Annotated in this window: 21 protein-coding genes; 4 read left to right on the forward strand and 17 right to left on the reverse strand. The window is 35.9% G+C overall.

Going from position 1 to position 18,175, the window contains the following annotated elements:
* Positions 1-18: 18 nt before the first annotated feature.
* The 9 genes from BM327_RS02300 to BM327_RS02335 all read right to left on the reverse strand — a co-directional run bounded on the left by BM327_RS02300 (position 19) and on the right by BM327_RS02335 (position 6,261).
* Positions 19-696 carry an MBL fold metallo-hydrolase gene (locus BM327_RS02300; protein ID WP_139230213.1) on the reverse strand — a complete coding sequence of 226 codons (678 nt, stop codon included), beginning with the start codon at positions 694-696 and terminating at the stop codon, positions 19-21.
* Between the two features lie 42 nt (positions 697-738).
* Complete coding sequence (locus BM327_RS02305; RefSeq protein WP_090245886.1) at positions 739-1,371, reverse strand: hypothetical protein; 633 nt, start codon at positions 1,369-1,371, stop codon at positions 739-741.
* Complete coding sequence (locus BM327_RS15825) at positions 1,368-1,529, reverse strand: hypothetical protein (RefSeq protein WP_170853640.1); 162 nt, start codon at positions 1,527-1,529, stop codon at positions 1,368-1,370. Before BM327_RS15825 ends, BM327_RS02305 begins: the two co-directional genes overlap by 4 nt.
* A 24-nt stretch (positions 1,530-1,553) precedes the next feature.
* On the reverse strand, positions 1,554-1,970 hold the full coding sequence (locus tag BM327_RS02310; RefSeq protein ID WP_139230214.1) for a DUF8192 domain-containing protein: 417 nt from the start codon (positions 1,968-1,970) through the stop codon (positions 1,554-1,556).
* Between the two features lie 72 nt (positions 1,971-2,042).
* The gene (locus tag BM327_RS02315) at positions 2,043-2,588 is read right to left on the reverse strand and encodes a GNAT family N-acetyltransferase (protein ID WP_090245891.1); all 546 of its coding nucleotides are present in this window, start codon (positions 2,586-2,588) and stop codon (positions 2,043-2,045) included.
* Between the two features lie 103 nt (positions 2,589-2,691).
* Entirely contained in the window at positions 2,692-4,128 is a 1,437-nt protein-coding gene (locus BM327_RS02320; protein ID WP_090245894.1) for a hypothetical protein, read from the reverse strand.
* 205 nt (positions 4,129-4,333) lie between these two features.
* Positions 4,334-4,978 carry a hypothetical protein gene (locus BM327_RS02325; protein WP_090245897.1) on the reverse strand — a complete coding sequence of 215 codons (645 nt, stop codon included), beginning with the start codon at positions 4,976-4,978 and terminating at the stop codon, positions 4,334-4,336.
* A gap of 12 nt (positions 4,979-4,990) precedes the next feature.
* Positions 4,991-5,593: a hypothetical protein gene (locus BM327_RS02330; protein WP_090245900.1), complete on the reverse strand. Its 603-nt coding sequence runs from the start codon at positions 5,591-5,593 to the stop codon at positions 4,991-4,993.
* Positions 5,594-5,616: 23 nt separating this feature from the next.
* Positions 5,617-6,261: a hypothetical protein gene (locus tag BM327_RS02335; RefSeq protein ID WP_090245902.1), complete on the reverse strand. Its 645-nt coding sequence runs from the start codon at positions 6,259-6,261 to the stop codon at positions 5,617-5,619.
* Between the two features lie 134 nt (positions 6,262-6,395).
* Between BM327_RS02335 and BM327_RS02340 the strand changes: the two genes are divergently transcribed.
* Positions 6,396-7,010, forward strand: a complete 615-nt coding sequence (locus BM327_RS02340) for a hypothetical protein (RefSeq protein ID WP_090245905.1) — start codon at positions 6,396-6,398, stop codon at positions 7,008-7,010.
* Between the two features lie 27 nt (positions 7,011-7,037).
* Here BM327_RS02340 and BM327_RS02345 read toward each other — a convergent pair whose 3' ends face one another.
* From BM327_RS02345 to BM327_RS02370, 6 genes are all read right to left on the reverse strand, one after another.
* On the reverse strand, positions 7,038-7,595 hold the full coding sequence (locus tag BM327_RS02345) for a hypothetical protein (RefSeq protein ID WP_090245908.1): 558 nt from the start codon (positions 7,593-7,595) through the stop codon (positions 7,038-7,040).
* Between the two features lie 31 nt (positions 7,596-7,626).
* Positions 7,627-8,112, reverse strand: a complete 486-nt coding sequence (locus tag BM327_RS02350; RefSeq protein WP_090245911.1) for a hypothetical protein — start codon at positions 8,110-8,112, stop codon at positions 7,627-7,629.
* Positions 8,113-8,741: 629 nt separating this feature from the next.
* On the reverse strand, positions 8,742-9,881 hold the full coding sequence (locus BM327_RS02355; RefSeq protein WP_139230215.1) for a hypothetical protein: 1,140 nt from the start codon (positions 9,879-9,881) through the stop codon (positions 8,742-8,744).
* Between the two features lie 85 nt (positions 9,882-9,966).
* The gene (locus BM327_RS02360) at positions 9,967-10,683 is read right to left on the reverse strand and encodes a hypothetical protein (protein ID WP_090245916.1); all 717 of its coding nucleotides are present in this window, start codon (positions 10,681-10,683) and stop codon (positions 9,967-9,969) included.
* Positions 10,684-11,160: 477 nt separating this feature from the next.
* Complete coding sequence (locus BM327_RS02365) at positions 11,161-12,270, reverse strand: DUF4386 domain-containing protein (RefSeq protein WP_090245917.1); 1,110 nt, start codon at positions 12,268-12,270, stop codon at positions 11,161-11,163.
* Between the two features lie 128 nt (positions 12,271-12,398).
* On the reverse strand, positions 12,399-13,154 hold the full coding sequence (locus BM327_RS02370; RefSeq protein ID WP_090245920.1) for a hypothetical protein: 756 nt from the start codon (positions 13,152-13,154) through the stop codon (positions 12,399-12,401).
* 329 nt (positions 13,155-13,483) lie between these two features.
* Between BM327_RS02370 and BM327_RS02375 the strand changes: the two genes are divergently transcribed.
* Positions 13,484-13,939, forward strand: a complete 456-nt coding sequence (locus BM327_RS02375) for a tRNA (cytidine(34)-2'-O)-methyltransferase (RefSeq protein WP_090245922.1) — start codon at positions 13,484-13,486, stop codon at positions 13,937-13,939.
* Positions 13,940-13,942: 3 nt separating this feature from the next.
* Here the strand turns inward: BM327_RS02375 and BM327_RS02380 are convergent, their stop codons facing one another.
* Both BM327_RS02380 and dnaA read right to left on the reverse strand, forming a co-directional pair.
* Positions 13,943-14,824, reverse strand: a complete 882-nt coding sequence (locus tag BM327_RS02380) for a transglutaminase-like domain-containing protein (RefSeq protein WP_170853641.1) — start codon at positions 14,822-14,824, stop codon at positions 13,943-13,945.
* A gap of 133 nt (positions 14,825-14,957) precedes the next feature.
* Positions 14,958-16,388 (reverse strand): chromosomal replication initiator protein DnaA, encoded by a 1,431-nt coding sequence (gene dnaA, locus BM327_RS02385; protein ID WP_090245925.1) that lies wholly within the window; start codon positions 16,386-16,388, stop codon positions 14,958-14,960.
* A 375-nt stretch (positions 16,389-16,763) separates the two neighbouring features.
* Between dnaA and BM327_RS02390 the strand changes: the two genes are divergently transcribed.
* Together BM327_RS02390 and BM327_RS02395 are read left to right on the forward strand one after the other, a co-directional pair.
* Complete coding sequence (locus BM327_RS02390; RefSeq protein WP_211664702.1) at positions 16,764-17,195, forward strand: acyl-CoA thioesterase; 432 nt, start codon at positions 16,764-16,766, stop codon at positions 17,193-17,195.
* A complete protein-coding gene (locus BM327_RS02395; RefSeq protein WP_170853642.1) occupies positions 17,185-18,165 on the forward strand; it encodes a formimidoylglutamase in 981 nt (326 codons plus the stop codon). The genes BM327_RS02390 and BM327_RS02395 overlap by 11 nt, the downstream gene beginning before the upstream one ends.
* The last annotated feature ends 10 nt before the right edge of the window (positions 18,166-18,175 follow it).

Raw genomic sequence — 18,175 nt, forward strand, 5'->3', positions numbered from 1 at the left:
TCAGAAAGAGGAGTTGTTTTATTTTTCCGCAGATTCTTCTTCCTTTTTATGTAAAATAAGTTGTTCTCCTTGGTTCATTAAGAAAAATACATTGTCTGGTTTTTCTTCGGGCAAGACTTGGGTAGGATAGAAGTGGTAGAGGGCGTAAAAGTCCGTATCTATCTTTATTCTTTCGCGCTGTAATTTCATAAATAGCCAAGGGTTGATAAAGGCCCAGTCTATGTTTTCGAGTGTGCTCACTTCCTTAGTACTGGCTGTATCTCCCGAAAAATAAAAGCGTTTGCCATGCCAAGTCACCACGTAAGAATAGTGTTTCATGGAGAAACGGTGTGAGGTTTTTATGGCTTCTATTGTAAAGGTTTCCTTTAAACTGTCGAGTTCTCCAGCATTCCAATTACCAAACACTTTACCTCCCTTGGCTTGTTTGGTTTTGCGCATCAGTTTTCTAGAATAATGATCGGAATGATGATGGGTGAAAAGGAAAATGGCATTTTCCTGTATGCTGTCTAATTCGCCAGCGTCATACTCCATGTATTTGTGTGCCCCTGATTTGTAGGGAAAATCTATGTATAAATGCGAGTGACCATCGGTTAGGTAGAGTCCGCAATTACCAATGAATTTAGCGGTAATAGTAGTGTCTTGAGCCTTCATGGTGAAGGAAAGACAAAGTAACAGCATGGTGAATAGTAGCCTCATGAATTCGTGTTTAAAAATAGAAGGTAGCAGTTATTTTAAATTTTATAAGCCCTTATTGAATCGAAGGTTCCAACCCAAGGAAATACCAAAACCTAGAGCAGATAATTTTTGTCTACCTAAATTATACCAAGGTTCATCGTCTTGAAGATCATTGAAAGAGCGCATGTAGGAAATTCTACATTGTAACATAAAGGCGCCATTGAAGCGCGTATAACCTAAAAATCCTCCATAGGTTCCTCCAGCGAAATTACCTGTAGATACACTCCAGTCGAGGTCTTCCCAATAATATAAGCGCACGTATTTTAGATCTAATCCTGCTGTAAAATAATTGTTGTAAGATCCCCTGTTGTAGGCCATTCCCACGGTGCTGTAGAAATTAGACCCTTCTTCAATTTTAAATCCCCGGTTTCCTACAGAAATAAAAGTCGACACAAAAGAATGATTGGGAAGGAGCTCTTCATTGTTGTAGTAAGATATACCGGTAACCGCACGGTTAAACACACCGCTTTCAACACAAAGGTAATGGGGATGTATTTCTATGCCTCCTTTAGGTCTATTCATTAAGCGAATAAGGCCAAATTGTGCGTGTAGAGCATTGCTCAAGCAAAGTGTAAGTAATAAAAGTCCTAGTTTAAGGATGTAAGGGGAATGATATTTTTGAAAGTGAGATGTCATGTTTTTTCCTCTAACATTAATTGAAATATGTAAAGGTAGGCATCAGCGTAATTCGGGTACTTCTCCTGTAGGTCATGCCCTGCCTCTATGACTTTTTCATATTCTTCTTCAGCGTAGAAGTTCCAACCTTTTCCTTGTTTTACCTCTGAAAAATACAAAGATTAAAGGATAAAATATAGAAGTTAATTTTCAGAAGTAGAATTTTTAATGTTTGCTATGAACTTTTTTCGTGCTCTTCCCACTGGGGTAATTTTACTCCATGCCACGATCATCACATCTACCTTGAGTTCTTCACGTTCTTCAGGTGTAAGTACAAGAACAACCAGACTCATAGATAATTCTGCCTCTGTTCTCGGTTTACAATACGTGTTGAAAAATGCCGACTTACTCAGATGCTTTGCACCCCAGTTATTAGCAGCGAAGTGTATACGCTGGTTTTCCAAAGTAGGAACACTATCATGTTTGCTTAACAACTCTTTTAAGTAGAGTACCTCGTGCGTATTTAGTAGGATATCGTCGTTCAATCCTATACTGTCTAGCTTGTACTGTGCTAAAATTCCGAAAGGAAAAAGCAGGAGGGTAATTAGTAAATGTTTCATTCTCAATGTTGTTGATTTGAAGTTTAGACCTTCCAACATTCAAAAGGTTTAACACGGAAGTTTAATATTCATTTAGAGCTCTTTTCCGGTGATGGCATAGCACAAGCAGGGCTGTAATTTAGGGTGAGCTTGAAGGAAAGGGTGATCAAACCTGCCTTTAAGTTGCATGCCAATTTTCTGCATAACGCGTTCGGAAGGAGTATTTACCGCAGGACAAATCGCAATTACCTTCTCTAGGTTTAACTCCTGAAAAGCATATTCCAAACATCGCTTAGCACCTTCTGTTGCATATCCTTTTCCCCAAGCAGCGGGTTTGAGTCGCCAACCTATGTCTGTTGCTGGAGTAAAAGGTGATTCAAAATCTTTCCAACTCAAACCTATGAAACCAATGAATTCGCCACTTCCCAATTCATCTACGGCGTAATAAGTGTAGCCTATATCATGAAGTTGTTGCTTAAATCTTTCCACACTTGCTTCACTTTCTTCTGGAGTTAAAAGTGTAGGGAAGAAGCGCATAACCTCCGCATTTGCATTCATTGCTGCAAAAGGAGTGAGGTCGGATGCTTTCCAGTTTCTAAAGCCTAAGCGTGAGGAAGTAAAGAGGTATGCTGTGTTCATTGTCTATAAAATATTGGGACTAAATTAGTGAATATCATAAAAGTTGAACACAAAAAAACACAGTACCCTAAAGCACTGTGTTTTTGGAAGTATATGTAAACAATTACTGTTTGGTGTGGGCTTTAAACCCTGTGGTATCTATGTTTCCTTGTATAGACCATGCAAAATCTAACAACAACTGGCCCTTAAATAAACTGTCGTTTCTACTGATGTAGGCATTTCCTACGTAAGGAGTTTTAGAATTGTGTTGTGTTCCTAAAGCTTCTGGATTTACGGTAGCCATACGGTGACAACTCATACAGTTGGTTTTTACTCCGAGGTAAGTGGTATTAATTTTACCTGTAGAATCTGTAAAGCGACTCAAAGTAGTGTCAAAAGTACTCGGGCCAAAACCAGCTTCTAGATACGGGTTGTAGGCATATAAACCAGGACCTACCACATCTTTTCCTGAATAGGGCTCTTTTGGTGCTACCATGTAATAGGCAACTGCCATGGCGTAGTGACGCGCGGCTCCTTTTAATTCCTTTGGACGCATGTCTGCAATCGCTTTGCTACTTGGCAACTCTGGGTTGTCTGGTGTATCTTCCCACCAGAAGGTTTGCCAGGTCCAATTTGTAATTTCACGGGTTCCTACGTGCATACCTACCAATACGGCGATATCACCTGCCTTTGCCTTCATTTTATTCTCTGAGTTTTCTGTAAATTCTTTGTTGAAGAAATGTGCATCCTCCTCATTAAGGGTGTAGTGAATAAAATCTTCTAGTGGGTAAACAGAACCCTCTTGTTTGGCATTCTTAGAGATATCTATGGTTACGTAAGAAGCCCAATCTTGCTCTGGGTAACCTGTTGGCGTATCCTTTGGTCCGTTCCAAGCGGTGATGTGGAATTTATTATCTCCGTTTGACGCAGGTAACACTTTAAATACTGGTTTAATGGTTACGGCATTGTTGGGGAAGAAAGTAACTTCATCTTGACCATTTTGAGCCATGTCATATAAACTAGTCGCCATAAATATCTTGTTGTCTATGGCAAATTGAGCTGCGGCTGGGTTGTAAGAAACCGACTCGTGTATACTGTCGTTTATGGTTTGGTTGAGGGAAGCAAAGTGGGTAAATTGATGGGGTCGTTTTAAGTTGGCACGGTTAGATCGCGTGCTAGAACGGTAAAGTTTAGGATTCGTTTTGATGGCCTCTATCATTTCTTCAGGTGTCATCCACGTTTCAAATACACGCAAGAAATCTTTATCGCCATCTGCTTTGATGTTTGTTTTACTGGTTAATCCAGCCCAAATTCCCCAACCGTGTAAATAGATACTATCGGTTTGGTCTGCTTTGATCCACTTGTTCAAGGTTGTTGAATCTTGTGGGAAGTTAAAGCCCTCAATGTTTAAATCGGGCATAGGAGTGGGGGTGATGGCCTGGTACTGGAATTTTAGCTCCTGACCTTCATCCGTTTTCGTAATAGGAGTGGTTTCACCGCCACAAGAACTCATCATTCCTGCCAACGTAAGTACTCCTAGTGCATACGTGTGTTTTTTCATTGTAGTGTGTTTATCATTTTCACCGCAATGTAAACTATTAAATCTTTAGTTGAAAAAGATATAACTTGTTGAAACTCAAATAGGGGAGTTTTCCTAAGGGAGTTTTAGGGAGATAGGTAGAGAAAAGCGTTTTTAGAAGGGTTATAGGTGCACGAAAATAAACTATACATTCAACAATTCTATAAAACTATTGTTTTGAACAAGTCTATTTTTCATCCAATAATCGAATAAACTCACCCTCAATCAAAAATTCTAAAACAAAATTATCCGTGTAATATTCCTTTACTGCCAGGTCTACAAAATCAACTTCTGACTGGATGGTTATGGTATCTCCATTTTGTTTCATTTTCAAAAAATTGAGTCCTCTCTGTACTGTGGCGGTGGTTGGAACGCAATAACATTTGTCTTTCGTAATTCTTTTCAAGTTCTTATCATCCTTTGCGAAATATTTACGCAAAAAATCAAGGTGTTGTTCAGAACATTGATAACCAATATCTAAGGTTTGGGTTAATTTACACAAAAGGTTGCTTTTGTCGACATTGGCCTCGCCATCCCATTCACAATCAGAACCAACGTAGGTAGCTGCATAGGCGAGCGCCGCTTTGGCTTGTGGCCGAAGGTTTTCTATATACTCTTTGTTCACCACCGCTTCAAGTACACAATCCTGTATATCTTCATCAAAGCTTTCTTCCCAATTAAAAACAGTATGTAAACTATCTGCATCGACATTTTCTTCCTTTGGAATTTTTTTACCTGGTTCCAATTTGACAACCGGAATCTTAAGAGGCTCTATATCCCTTGTGCAAGAGAAAATGATGAGAGAAACGATAAGGAAAGGTAGGGTTTTCATGTTTGTGTTTTTTTAATACATCGCGAAAATAACTACCATAATTGTTCCTGGAAGTACGAAAACCAAGGAAATAATTCGGGCAAAAACAAACCACGGACTCTTTCTTTTAAAGATGAAAGTGAACAAAGGAATGAGCAAGAAGATTTGCAACCAAGGGAACCAATTAAAGATGGAACGATACCTCCATTCTACATGGTGTCTAGTCGTGTTTTCGTCTATTTTGATTTCGTAGCTGAGTTTCTTTCCCGTTTTGAAAATGGGAGTATAGGTGATTTCTAAGGTGTTTTCGACGTGATCAAACCAATCTGACATTAAAGGGGCGAAGATATAGTCTTCCACATCCAATATTTGGTGCCAAGTCCATTCCCAATCTCTGTTGATTTTCCAATCCTCCTCGGTGAGGGTTTTGGTAGGACCATCCACGAAAGTTTCTATGGTAAAGACGATGGACATCAAGGTACAGATCACCACTACCACTTTGAACAGTAACCACTGTTTTCCACTGGTTATGCGCTCGTAAAATGCATTACTCTCGCGTTCTTCGCGCTCTTTTTTTAACCTTATTTTTTCTGCAGCCCTGCGTTTTGCTTCTTGTCTATCGTAACTATTGGTCATGTATTATCTTCCTTAGTTGATTCTTATTTCATTTTAATTTTATTCAACACCTTGTATAGTTCGCTTTTTTCTTCTTCTGTAGAATAGGAAAGGGTAAAGAGCAAACTAAAGCCATTTTTAACGGTTGAAATATACTCTTGGGTAATGCTTTTTCCAACGTAGCTGAGTTCGGCTTCCAAAATATGATAGCTAGTGTTGTTGATGATCTTTTCATAGACTGGCTTGTTAAAGCTATAATTCATCGGAGTTTGCTTTAACGTTTTTTTTGCTTCAACCAAGTAATCTCCACCATCTTTAATACGAGAGAAGTTTTTGGTATTCTCAGCAATGATCATAAAAGAAGGATTGAATTCTACAGGCGTTCCAACCTCATATTTGAAAACAGTGAGCAAATAAGCTGTATTTACTTTCGAAGCCTCAATGAGTTTCTTCATTTCCTCATCACCTTCAGAAACCAACTCATTTCCCATTTCAATCAAATTGTTCATTTCCTCTTTGTTTTGAACCGCCCAATTAGGGTCAAAATGAACTTCCATTTCAAAGTAATCGTTGGTATAGAGACCGTTTGAGACTTGTCCAAAGTCAAAGTTTTCGGGAATTTTGTTTTGGTTGTTACAACTCAAAAGAGTGATTAGGGCGATGGCCAGTAGGGGCATGAATTTTTTCATAGTGATTAGTATTTGATTTTGTTATTGCAGAGCAATATACGGTTTATAAATTTTTATTTCAAAGTGGGTAAATACTATTGCGATTTTTTTAATCTTCTTAGCGCCGAAGAAAATAAGTTAATATTTTAGCTTAAATGGAAAATTTTCAAATAAAGATTATCTCATTGCAAACAAATCCGAGATTTTTTTTTCGTATGAATGTTGCTTTTACAAAAATGTTAGAGAAGGAATTAAATCGATCCTTTAAACATAAGTTAAGTGAGTATTCTATTATTCTTTCGGTTCAAGCGGATTTAGTCGATAACGTGCAAATAAAAGAATCCTTTTTAAATAGGAAAACGAAGGAAAAAACATTTGTAATTGTATTTCCTGAAAAACATATCGTTGAAATAGATGGTTTGGATTGGGATGTGGATAAACAGTTTGTCTTTCAACATTCAAATTATCTTAAAACAATTCCGGTGGAAGTTTATCTTGAATTGATTTTAATAGCGATAGAAATGACTGAGTTAGGAGAAGGTGTTGATATTGACGGTTTTAATACTGTTAAAGAGAATCTGGGATTAATTATTGGAGGGTCAAATGATAGTTTTTTATTAAAATCACAAGAGGAGGATTTTCTAATTTTTATTAAATCAAAAAATGGAAGGGATTGGCTTAAAACGCATGATGGTAAAGATTGGTTAAAATCGAAAACTGGAGAACTTTTGATGAACTATATTGATCCAAATAGAAAACCCTCAATTTAATGCTTACAATTTGGATAACGATATAGATTATGATATTGATCGAGTTTCATATTTGACAATTATCCACCGATTATTTTCTTTTTTTAAGAATTGAACTCCCGTTTCACCGCATAAAGGACCACAGAGATAAGTGCAATAGACAATTGCATTTTTGCCGTTTACTGAAACTATGGGAAATGAAATATACGCCATGGGCGTCTTCCTTTTTCGTGTTAAATACTCTTTATTTGCTTTGGCTTTGAACTTTGAGTTATTCTTTTTTTCTAGTCTTTCATCAGAACAATAAATCACTTCAATTCCTTCAAAGTCAAACTTCATACTATCATTGAAAAAATCAATTTGTCGATCTTTTGAAAGGGTATCTTCTTTAATCTTTTCCCTATCTAACCATTCTATAAACAAGTTTAGCTTTGAGTCTTCTAGTTCTTTAATCAGTGATGAATTGACATACTTGTTATAAACTTTTATTGAATCTTTCGCATAGTTATTTACCAAAACTTGGGTTATCTGTTGAACATCTTCTTTCGACTGCGAGAAACCTATTATTGAAATAAGTATAGCTGAGATATATGTGATTGTTTTCATTAATTTATGGCTAAACCGGGGATGATGTCATTTAAATTGTATCCTTAAAATACTTTATATCTTTTAAAATCAGTAAGGCCATAATGACGTACTTCAAGGTCCAAACTGGTGTGTCGATGGCAAAACTTTGCACGGCATAATGTTCTCTTAGGCCTTCATAGTACGTCTGTTTTAAGTTATAATACATTTCGGTTAAATACAGACTTGAAACCATAGGTTGTAAAAAGCTTAGAACTTGGGTAAAGATAAAGGCGATAAGAAATGTCCAGAAAACTCGCTTAAGAGATGGTGGTTGATCTAAATCGATTTTCTTAATCCGTTTTAAAGCATAAACGAAAAGGAGCAGTTCGAACAATAATGTTCCGTAAGCTGAAATTCCATATATCAACATGGGACTTAGTGGGCTAAACAGAAGAATTTCTTCCAATATCGTGAAGGATAAGAAGGAAAAGCCTTGAAGTGTTAGACATAAGAAAATCCCTGTTCCGAGTAATCCGATTGTTTTGTTTGGGGTCATAGAATGTTTAGCGTTATGTATAAACTATATTTTAAGGCATTTTATACCTTTTTCTTTTTATCAAAATTGATATTATTAACGTCGTAATTCCAAAACTGGTTAACATTAATAAGTTCAACCTTGATCTTTGAGAATAAGATGGACATAAAAATGATTGTTTTAAAATATATTCATTGGTGTGCGGATGAATATGGTCTTCAAAGGAATTCGAATGCTTAAATAAACATGGCAGAAAATCATATAACGCTAAAACTAATGATGTCAATATTAAGAGAGTTGAGCCGACAATCAAATAATCATTGAGTTTATTTTGTAACAGGTAATAAATTAAAAGAATCAAACCTGAACTTACCATAAATAGCATGGAATAAAAGTCTACAGGTGCTAGGAGCTCTGATATTTCTGGGTTGTAGAGACTATTTGTAGTTGTATAGATAAATGTTTTTAATGCATAAGATGAGAAAAAAAGAAGCAGTAATAATTTAATAGCATTTGGACTATTCACGATTACATTGAAGCTATCTTTCATTGATGTGTACGATTCTCTCATTGCAATATTTTTGGTAATGGTCTAACTTTGGTGTGTATCCCACTGGGTATTCACCAAACATTTTGTTGGGGCACGTTTTTTATATTTTTCTTTTTATTATGTTATAGGGTAAGTTCTGAGTCATAATATTCATCTTTCTCAGGCCATAAACTCCCAAATTTCTTGTATTATCATTTTTATCAATTGATTGTGTGACTAAGCACTTTTCAAAAAAAGTTCCGAATTCATCTCCATTTAGGTTAGACCCTAAAATGACTTTTCCGTCTATGATATTTATTTCAGTTTGTAATTCTTCAGTTGCTTTTAGGGTCTCATCAATCGCACAAACTACCTTTCCGTTTGGATAACAAGTTATTTCAAGTAGAAAGAAATTGTCAATTTTATCTTTGATGTCAACAACAATAGTCTTTTTAGAATTTGCAGTTGATACCTTTGAAATAAGTTTTGTTTTTTGCTGCCAAATAGAAATTCTCAAATTGTCATTTTTTCTATGACCATAGGACAAAATGAAATTCTTAGTATGACTTTCACTCAACTTAATCTCAATGCAAAAACGAATTCCTTTATTTCTTTTTGCTCTAATAGGAAATTGCATGTATGCTCTTTCAAAAAATATTCCGTCTAGCATTTTACCTTGGTCAACAATTTTTGCTTGATAGTTGATATTTGGTGAATGACCATTATTATCTCCAACAGTAAGACTATGCAGCTCATCATAAATATTTAGAAGGACTTTTGAAATTGACATCGTTATATCAAAGCAGAAATCGGGTTGTTCGAGAAAAAGTGTTTCGTAAAGAAGGTTTACTTTATCAACATTATTATCAGGAATCATATGAATCCCACCATTGTACCCCAAGGTCATAATGAACTCCTGAACGGTGAACTCCTCCTTTTTATACTTCAGGATATTGCTGTTGAAGAATTCATCAAGTTTGATTTCGAGGATATCCTTTTTAGAGTTTGGTGTAATTCTTTTATATTCGAAGTTGGCAATTTTTATTGGTTGATATACATTAAATTTTGCTGATAAAGTAGCTAAACGGATAAAATCAAATCGATTGATTTCATTGACCCAAGGGTTGGGTTGATCTAAATACATTATTCGGTAAAAGAGAGGTAAGCTATTAAAAAGTCTATCTGACTTCTTTTCATAGTCACTTTTGAAATGGAGATAATGATTAATTCCCCTTGTTTTTCTATTTAAGTCCTTTTTCATTTTTTTAATGTACCCTAACATTTTCGCGCAATGAAAAGAAGACTTTTTTCTTGAGAATTGTTACGGCCTTTTTTTATAGAGCGTATTATACGCATTGTTCATTGGCGCTTATTACCTTTTTTAATATACACACTGATTCTTTAATGAGGAGAAACATACTTTTCCAATTGTATCTTATAACTTCTTTATGTTTAAACTCAATTTTATATCCATCTTTTTCAAATTCTCTATCTAGAATTCCTAGTAGTGGCTCGCCACCATTATTCCAATTGCTTTTATGAATCGTATGGAATCCCCTACTATGAAATGAATTACGAATACTTGCTAAACATTGTAATGAATTTTGATATTGTTCTTTTTCACTTTGTTCTTCTAAAACTTTCACCATTCTATTGTAAAACCCTGTCTTAGGTTCATTTAGCGATGAACAAACTTCACCAAAATAAGAATCAATTTGAAAATGTACCATAGTCACTAAGGATTCGATTGGGAATTTGTATACTAAGCCTTTCTCCATTTGATCAACTGTAACTCCTAAATTCAAAACCTTCAGAAACTCTTCAGTATTGTTTATTCTTCTTTGTAGATCCATGAATCCTCTAATGTATCCGCTCAGCGATAATAGTATTTGCTGAATACTATCCAAGGTTATAAATCTGATATCATTAGTAGGAGTAATAAGCTTCACACCTTCTTCAGAATATGGTATATCTTGGTCTTCACATAATTTCTTTTTGAACATTCCTATTTCGTTTGAAAGGTCTGTGAAATCGTTCGTTGCATCTAATATTGAATAAGGCATAATTATTTAATTGAGTATTACAACTGTACACCTACAATTGCATTCATTCTAGTTAATTCTTCATTGCATTCACCTACCAAATCAGCAGATAAAACACAGCTTCTCCAATATTCTAATCCACCTATAAATTTCTGAAAATTGATCTACGGTGGTCTCGAAAAGGAGAGGGCGGACTAAAACTAATAAATTAATAGCAGAGTGGGTGAGTTGGTGGATAAAAAGAAGTTCACAAAAGAGGGGTGGGAATGTGAACTTCTTTTGGGAGGTGGTCCGTTCGTTAACCTCTCGATTTTTACTCTCAATACTGTCCTAAGACTTTTAGACAGATAGAATCATATTTAGATATCTAGATTTTTTTTGAAAAGCTAGAGGATGTACTAAGCTCTTTATTGTGTTAGAAATTTCTTTATGAGCTCTGTGAAAATCTTTGCTTCCCTTGTGGTTAAAACGTTCTACGCTCATTCCTCACACCACTTCTCAATACTCTCTACTCACACTCTCTACTGATTTCCCTCCTTTAACCAACATCCAAAGTGCAAAACCAATTTCACCCAAGATCATAAAGACAATGAAAAGACTTTCTATGGTGGTACTTATGATTAATTGTTGGGGGAAAAGGAAGTAAGTGGCGTACTGTAAAACATAACCCAAGCCACCGAGAAAGAGGGCTATGGACAAGGCAATGTTTAACCATTTTTTGCTTGTGTCTGCTTTGAATAAAAAGGCCAATACCATGAGGTGAATTCCAATAACGATGAGTCCGGCATTCCAAAGGGTAAAGAAACTTGATAGCGATTGATGGGCAAGTAGAGCAGTACCGGCACTGTAACTTCTAAACAATTGAAGGATGGCAACACCCAATACAAGGGAATAAATCAATCTCAGAAGTCCAGAAATTTTGGCTTTGCCTTCGTCGCTTTTTTGGTAGTATTTGAAAACACCCCACGCTACCAAAAGATCGAGTAGAAATATGCCTATCCATCCGAATAGAGATCCTAAAAAGCTGGACTTGTTGACACCTATTTGCGTAAAAGTAGTAAGAGGTGAGGTGGGAGAGAACACCTTGTTTAAAATAGGCACGGAGAGTCCAGCTAAAATTGCCATGAGTAAAAGTGAAAGCCCTATGATAATCGCTAGTTTTCTGGCGTTGTTTGTCTTTGTTTTAGCTGTTTTTAGGTCTTCGGTTTGAGTACTCTTTTTTGTGGGTTGTTTTGAGTTTAAACTTATTTTTTTTGGGGTGTTTTTTTCAGGAGTAGAATTTATTCTTCCCACGCTGTTTTTGAGTGTTGGTGACTTTTTTGTAGTTCTTGATTGAGTGGATGAATTATTCTTTTCAAGCGCATTATACTCTCGACTGATTCTATCATGTGGAATTTGAGACAAGCTTTGTAGCGTGGTGTCTGTATTATAGTCCAAGTTGAGAACAAGCTCTTTTTCTTTCTTTTTCGTAGAGAAAACCTTGCCTTTAAAGGAATTGCTGATGTGATAACCGGGTCTATGTACCCTTTTGTGTAGGGTACAAGAAGCAAGGAGAACGGTGCTTATTAAAACAAGGATAGTGCACCCTATAAAATGTAATCGTTTCATGACGCTAAGCTTTATTGACGTAAAATTAGCGCGGGTGCATATGGAATCTATTGACTTAAGTTAAGACTTTGACGGAAGGGTAAAAAAGTCTCAGCTAAAAGTTGGCTTACTTAAATTATTTGTGTGTTTTAATTGGTGAAAAAGAGAAAATGAGAGTAGGAAGTATTTAGACCGTCAACGAAATATTTATACGATTCATGCGCCGGGTAATTGTTTCCACAAGGTGGAACATTGGCATTTGTTTTTAATACTTTGTGTGCAGAATCTTCTTCAAAAGCAAGGGCATTTGGAAAAAGAAAGCTGTAACCATAATATTTATTACCAGTTCCTACATTCATAAAAAGGATAGGGAATTCCAATCCGTCTATGGTATTGTACCCAATACTATCTATAAGAATGGACCTACTTAATGAGTCGATGTGGTGCGCAACATCATAGCTTTCACCTACCTCTAAATTGAAATCCATCACCTCTGTCGGGTGTTCAAAGTCTTCATTCCTATAAACAAAGGACTTTTTATTTGCCCAGTCGTATCTGTATAGGAAATTAATCTCCTCCCAATCAGAGATATATAGATATTCATAGGGTCCAGTGTCACCGGGTGACTTAAAATATTCAGTTGTTTTACATTGAACTTTATAATAATATTGATTGTCCTTTGCATAGCCTTCTACCATTCTATAATTTCTTTCATAATGATAATGGTCTGGATCAGTAGAGTTTTCAAAGGCACAATAATTATCCAGCCTTGTGTATATTATGTATTCACTAATGGCACTTATAAATCTCTCTTGAACATCTGGTTCTTTAGTGATGGGAGGAATTTCTTTTTTACAAGCCGTAAATAAGAGGAATAGCGTAAAGCTTGAAAAGAGTAGTTTCATGATTTAAAGTGTTGATGTTGAAATGATAACGGGGGAATCTTTCGTAGATTGTGTTCGAAAGCAAAGAATAAATTCAAGCTGAGCTTATGCTTTTGAAAAGGGGACTCAAAACAAAAATGCCTAACCCACTCGTGAATTAAGCATTCTTGTTTATGATTAGTTAGCGTGTATAGAATAAACGCAGTAACTCTTTAAAAGGTTGTTTTTGTGAGGTTTAGTTATGTGATTGTTCGGAAGTATGTACGGTTTGTGAAATTCAATCATGATTTCTACGCTCTTGTTTTGTTAAGTTTACGCGACAACACTTATCTTCGCCGCAAAGCAGAATTATGGCCTTAAACATTGTACTTTTTGAACCAGAAATACCCAACAACACAGGGAACATAGGAAGACTCGCTTTAGGAACGGGATGTAACTTACATTTGGTAAAACCCTACGGTTTTGAGATTTCTGATAAAAAGCTCAAACGTGCAGGTTTGGATTATTGGCCACATATCAACTTAAGGGAATACAACTCCGTAGAAGAGTTTTTTGCTCAACATCCAGAAGCGAAGTTTGCTTTTTTTAGTAGCAAGGGAGAAAAGTCTTTCTGGGAAATACCTTACCAAGATGATTTATTTTTAGTCTTCGGAAAAGAATCCAAAGGTTTGGATGAATGGATTACAGATAAGTATGCGCGTGATACCTATCAAATTCCTATGTTTTCTGATAAAATTAGAAGTTTCAACATTGCCAATGCCGTAGCTATAGCTGTTTATGAAGGAATAAGAAGGTTAAAAGACTAGTTATTATTTATCAAAGAGATTCTTCAATTCTGTAAGTTCATCTACTTTATCCGCATTTCCTTGTTGTTGATAACCTACAATAAGGTTGGTTAACATGCGCTTGATGATGGTTGTATTTGGACAAGGCTCGAAATATTCTCTTTTCTCGTCGATTTTCAGTTTCTTCAAGAAGTCTTTAATTTCCTTTCGGTTAAAAGCAGCTCCTTTGCTGAAAACATTGATGTAAAACAGTACTCCAGAATTATCGTCTTCCTCATTCAGGTTCAAGTAATTCTTATGTTTATCTACATAGGCCAACACAAAATGGTTGGGTAAATTCACCCCATAAATAGGTAAATCTAAAGATTGCGCAATGATGCTATAGAGTATGCTTAAACTCAAAGGGTTTCCTCGACGTGTTTCAAGTACCACGTTCAAATAAGAGTTCAAAGGAGAATGATAGTTCTTTGTGTTCCCCTGAAAACCATGTATCCTGTAAAACACCTCATTAAAAGCCTTGATTTGCTCAAAGATGGTTTGTTGGGTATTGATCTCTAGCCAAATATCTTTACGTATGTTAAGGATTTCATTCTTCAAGGTATCTAGCTCCAAATCGGGGAACTGATATTTGGCAATGATGTAAGCTCCTTCCAAAAGGTTTTTTTCATCGCTTTCTAACCACTGTTTTAAATTGTCTTTGGTGGCAAGAAACTGTATGTCATGAATGATTTCCTCTATACGCGTTTGAAAGAGTAAACCATAATCATCCTCTTCCCAAGATGATTCCAACAAAGGAATGGCATCTGTTCCAAGGTTCAATATTTCTTTACGCACTTGTAAAAAGATAGCGTCGTCTGGATCATCTATCAATTTAATGAGTGCACTTATGGAAGAGTAATTAGACATATACACTACAAAGGTAGGGGGAGAACTCCCATGTTTTAAACGTGCATAATCGTTTTTATGAAAAGGGTAATGTTAATTACAAAAAAAATGTCCCTCCAGAAAGGAGAGACATTGCATTTTATCTGTTTGATTCTTATTGAATCGATAATTTCTTTTCCAAATCATCCAAGTAGCTTTTGAATTGCTTGTCTGTTTCTGAAAGGTTGTTAACCGTTCTACAAGCGTGCAATACTGTAGCGTGATCTTTTCCTCCACAGTGAGCACCAATGTTTGCTAACGATGACTTTGTCATTTTCTTAGAGAAGAACATGGCAATTTGACGCGCCTGTACAACTTCTCTTTTTCTTGTTTTAGATTTCAACAACTCAATCGGTAAGTCGAAGTAATCACAAACTACTTTTTGTATGTATTCGATAGAAACTTCACGTGCTGTATTTTTCACGAACTTGTCTATCATTTGTTTTGCTAAATCTAGGGTAATTGCCTTCTTGTTTAATGAAGCTTGTGCCAATAAAGAAGTCAGTGCACCTTCCATTTCTCTAATGTTGGTGTTGATGCTGTATGCAAGGTATTCAACAACTTCTCTTGGAAGGTCTATACCGTTACCGTACATCTTGTTTTCTAGGATGGCAATTCTTGTTTCTAAATCAGGAGCCTGTAAATCTGCTGATAATCCCCATTTGAAACGCGACAATAAACGCTGTTCCATACCTTGCATTTCTACCGGAGCTTTATCAGAAGTTAAAATGATTTGCTTTCCGTTTTGGTGCAAGTGGTTAAAGATGTGGAAGAATACATCTTGCGTTTTCTCTTTTCCACTAAAGAATTGAACATCGTCAATGATCAACACATCCATCATTTGGTAGAAGTGAATAAAATCATTGGTTGTCTGGTTCTTAATGGCATCAATAAATTGGTGTGCAAACTTTTCAGAACTTACGTAAAGCACTGTTTTGTTTGGGAATTGATTTTTAATACCTATTCCTATAGAGTGCGCAAGGTGGGTTTTACCTAGACCAACACCACCATAAATTAATAAAGGGTTAAAGGCAGTTCCTCCTGGCTTTTTAGCTACAGCATAACCTGCTGATCTTGCCAAACGGTTACAGTCTCCTTCAACAAAATTCTCAAAAGAGTAAGACGGATTTAAGTTTGAATCTACATTTACTTTCTTCAACCCTGGTATAATAAAAGGGTTTTTGATTTGTTTTTCGCTCGCATGCAAAGGCATAGTTACAGGTGAGTTGTGCAACGAACTTTTGTTAGATGCAGGCAACTTTACTGTATAAGGTGTTGAGTTGGTTTGGTTTTTCTCCATAATAATAGAGTATTCCAACCTACCGTTTTGACCTAATTCTTTTTTGATGACTTTTTTAAGCAGCGAGATGTAGTGTTCTTCCAACCACTCGTAAAAGAAGTGAGAAGGAACTTGGATCGTCAATACACTGTCTTCTAATTTAATAGGAGTAATGGGTGAGAACCATGTTTTAAAAGCTTGAATCGAGATGTTGTCTTTGATTACCTTTAAACAGGCTTCCCATTTTTCTTCGTGTAATGCACTCATTGATGTAGACTTTATTAATTTTTTGTGTTTAAAACTTTTTCTAGTTATTAAAACGCTGTAAACAACGTAGTTAACTTTCTGAGTTACGAGCGGAACAAATATTTACAGAAAAAAGTTAAAAAAAAAGTCAAATCGCTCTTGATTTTATAGTTTTTTTTACAGTAAAATTTAGTTTATTCCTTCCGAAAATTTAATCTAGAATAAAGTTTGAATTGTCAGTTTTTATTCTATTTTAAAAATGAATCAAAAGTGCTGTAACCTAGTGATATCAATAGTTTCGACAACTATTTACTGGCAAAGTTGTTTGAAAGTTACAAAAATTGAAACATATTTTTTCTTTTTTTACATCTTTGTTTTTTACCAAATTAGAACAGAGTGAATTACGATTTTGAACATAGTACAACTTTACGTGTTAGATACGGAGAAACGGACCAAATGGGATATTGTTATTACGGTAATTATGCCCAATATTTTGAGGTAGGAAGGGTAGAAGCACTGCGTGCAATTGGAATGTCATACAAACGCATGGAAGAAGAACACGTGATGTTACCCGTAAGTGAATACAATGTGAAATATATTCGTCCTGCTTTATATGATGATAAATTAACTATTATTACAAAAATTGCCAGGGTGGAAGGTTCTAGAATTTACTTTAATTATGCCATAGAAAATGAAGAAGGTAAAGTTTTGAGTAAAGCGAGTACCACTTTGGTTTTTGTAAGTAAAGAAAATATGCGTCCGATTCAGCCACCGGTTGCATTTTTAGAAGCCATTGCTTCTTATCAAGTGAATGAGAATGAAAAGTAGAGAAGAGAATTTTATTTATACGCCTTACACTTCAGAGGAGTTGTTGAATATGGTGTCCTTACGTGAAGGCGAAAAGCGTTTGGGTGAAAATGTAGTCAGTGAGGAACAAAAGAAGTTTGTCATTTTTGGTATAGAGGAATCTGTTGGCCCCGTTGCGAATTTAGGTAAGCCAGGTGCTGAGGGTGGTTTTGCGCCTTTTGTATCTACCTTTTTGAACATACAAGCCAATCGTTTTCTTTTGGGGAAAGGAGTGAAAATAGCGGGAAGAATCTCTGCGTTGAATCGCTTTTCGGATTTGAAGAAGAACAGAGTCTTGGTGGAAGAGTTGGATGATTTTGTACTTGAAGTACTTAATAAACATGTAGGGCCTAATCAAATTCCTATCGTAATTGGTGGGGGACACAACAATGCTTTCCCATTAATGAAATTCTCTGCACAACGTTTAAAGAAGGGTATTAATGTAGTGAATCTAGATCCGCATGCGGATTATAGAAAACACGAGGGACGTCACAGTGGTAATGCTTTTAGTTATGCTTTTCAACAAGGTTACCTCGAGAAATACCATGTGATAGGTCTACACGAGAATTATAACTCAGAGGAAATGTTGTCGCGTTTAGAGAAAGACGGTCATTACTTTACCATATTTGAAGACTATTTGGCGGGACAAGCAAACATCAATGAGGACTTCTTGAATGTATGTAAGGAGAATATGAAAAAACCATTGGGAGTAGAGTTGGATATGGATTCAATTATTGATATGCCGTCGAGTGCAAGAACACCGAGTGGAATGACCTTAGAAAGAGCCAGAATTTATTTGAAAACAGTTTCTAATGTCGAAAAAGTTGCGTATCTTCATTTACCCGAGGCTGCCCCTTCTACAACCCAAGAAAATATTGCCGTTGGTAAGTCACTAACTTACCTTGTGAGTGATTTCATTAAGACCGTAAATAAAAGAGAGTTGATTAAATAATCTCCTAAAG

This window comes from Lishizhenia tianjinensis, from assembly GCF_900116425.1.
Taxonomy (GTDB): domain Bacteria; phylum Bacteroidota; class Bacteroidia; order Flavobacteriales_D; family Crocinitomicaceae; genus Lishizhenia; species Lishizhenia tianjinensis.

Coding starts and splice junctions, on each gene's coding strand:
- BM327_RS02300 (WP_139230213.1), bottom strand. CDS start 696: ATGAGGCTACTATTCACCATGCTGTTACTTTGTCTTTCCTTCACCATG.
- BM327_RS02305 (WP_090245886.1), bottom strand. CDS start 1,371: ATGACATCTCACTTTCAAAAATATCATTCCCCTTACATCCTTAAACTA.
- BM327_RS02310 (WP_139230214.1), bottom strand. CDS start 1,970: ATGAAACATTTACTAATTACCCTCCTGCTTTTTCCTTTCGGAATTTTA.
- BM327_RS02315 (WP_090245891.1), bottom strand. CDS start 2,588: ATGAACACAGCATACCTCTTTACTTCCTCACGCTTAGGCTTTAGAAAC.
- BM327_RS02320 (WP_090245894.1), bottom strand. CDS start 4,128: ATGAAAAAACACACGTATGCACTAGGAGTACTTACGTTGGCAGGAATG.
- BM327_RS02325 (WP_090245897.1), bottom strand. CDS start 4,978: ATGAAAACCCTACCTTTCCTTATCGTTTCTCTCATCATTTTCTCTTGC.
- BM327_RS02330 (WP_090245900.1), bottom strand. CDS start 5,593: ATGACCAATAGTTACGATAGACAAGAAGCAAAACGCAGGGCTGCAGAA.
- BM327_RS02335 (WP_090245902.1), bottom strand. CDS start 6,261: ATGAAAAAATTCATGCCCCTACTGGCCATCGCCCTAATCACTCTTTTG.
- BM327_RS02340 (WP_090245905.1), top strand. CDS start 6,396: ATGGAAAATTTTCAAATAAAGATTATCTCATTGCAAACAAATCCGAGA.
- BM327_RS02345 (WP_090245908.1), bottom strand. CDS start 7,595: ATGAAAACAATCACATATATCTCAGCTATACTTATTTCAATAATAGGT.
- BM327_RS02350 (WP_090245911.1), bottom strand. CDS start 8,112: ATGACCCCAAACAAAACAATCGGATTACTCGGAACAGGGATTTTCTTA.
- BM327_RS02355 (WP_139230215.1), bottom strand. CDS start 9,881: ATGAAAAAGGACTTAAATAGAAAAACAAGGGGAATTAATCATTATCTC.
- BM327_RS02360 (WP_090245916.1), bottom strand. CDS start 10,683: ATGCCTTATTCAATATTAGATGCAACGAACGATTTCACAGACCTTTCA.
- BM327_RS02365 (WP_090245917.1), bottom strand. CDS start 12,270: ATGAAACGATTACATTTTATAGGGTGCACTATCCTTGTTTTAATAAGC.
- BM327_RS02370 (WP_090245920.1), bottom strand. CDS start 13,154: ATGAAACTACTCTTTTCAAGCTTTACGCTATTCCTCTTATTTACGGCT.
- BM327_RS02375 (WP_090245922.1), top strand. CDS start 13,484: ATGGCCTTAAACATTGTACTTTTTGAACCAGAAATACCCAACAACACA.
- BM327_RS02380 (WP_170853641.1), bottom strand. CDS start 14,824: ATGTCTAATTACTCTTCCATAAGTGCACTCATTAAATTGATAGATGAT.
- dnaA (WP_090245925.1), bottom strand. CDS start 16,388: ATGAGTGCATTACACGAAGAAAAATGGGAAGCCTGTTTAAAGGTAATC.
- BM327_RS02395 (WP_170853642.1), top strand. CDS start 17,185: ATGAAAAGTAGAGAAGAGAATTTTATTTATACGCCTTACACTTCAGAG.